Annotated in this window: 1 protein-coding gene and 1 pseudogene; both read left to right on the top strand. The window is 59.5% G+C overall.

Going from position 1 to position 884, the window contains the following annotated elements; all coding sequences use genetic code 11:
• A pseudogene (locus ACTJKS_RS27990) lies at window positions 1-358 on the top strand (patatin-like phospholipase family protein); the annotation flags it as partial.
• A gap of 95 nt (window positions 359-453) precedes the next feature.
• Entirely contained in the window at window positions 454-810 is a 357-nt protein-coding gene (queD, locus tag ACTJKS_RS27985) for a 6-carboxytetrahydropterin synthase QueD (RefSeq protein ID WP_003223505.1), read from the top strand.
• The last annotated feature ends 74 nt before the right edge of the window (window positions 811-884 follow it).

The following is an 884-nucleotide window of genomic DNA, read 5'->3' as shown; positions in this document are numbered from 1 at the left end:
CGATGGCGGTCTGCTCGACTATCACCTGGACCTGCCCTACAGCGGCGACGGCATCGTGCTTTATCCGCACTTCACCGACCGGGTGATCCCGGGTTGGTTCGACAAGACCCTGCCGTGGCGCCGCGCCTCGGTCGAGCGTTTGCAGGACGTGCTGTTAGTGGCCCCATCGAAGGACTATCTGGCGCGCCTGCCCTACGGCAAACTGCCCGACCGTAACGACTTCAAGCGCTTCATGGGCGATGCGCCGAGTCGGCAGAAATACTGGCACGCGGCGATGGACGAAAGCCGCCGCCTGGGCGACGAGTTTCTCGAATTGACCGCCAGCGGTCGCCTCGCCGAGCGCTTGCTGACCCTTTAGTCAGTGTTTTCCCGCATCGCCAAACACAAGCTGGTAAACTCGCCGCCTGCCCGAATCGCTGCGGCGAACGCCACCTGAACAGAGCCGAAATCACTGTGGAAATCTTCAAAGAGTTTACATTCGAATCCGCCCACCGCCTGCCGCACGTCCCGGACGGCCACAAGTGCGGACGCCTGCACGGCCACTCGTTCAAGGTGGCGATTCACCTGAGCGGCGACCTCGATCCGCACACGGGCTGGATCCGCGATTTCTCCGAGATCAAGGCGATCTTCAAGCCGCTGTACGAGCGCCTGGACCACAACTACCTGAACGACATTCCTGGCCTGGAAAACCCGACCAGCGAAGTGCTGGCCAAATTCATCTGGAATGAAATGAAGCCCCTGCTGCCGGAACTCAGCGCGATCCGCATTCACGAGACCTGCACCAGCGGTTGCATCTATCGCGGCGAATGATCCAACACAAATCCCCTTGTAGGAGCTGCCGCAGGCTGCGATCTTTTGATCTTGTTTTTTAAATTCAAAATCAA

The organism is Pseudomonas sp. 22189, from assembly GCF_052045635.1.
Taxonomy (GTDB): Bacteria; Pseudomonadota; Gammaproteobacteria; order Pseudomonadales; family Pseudomonadaceae; genus Aquipseudomonas; species Aquipseudomonas parakoreensis.
This window is presented reverse-complemented; position numbering and strand designations above follow the sequence as displayed.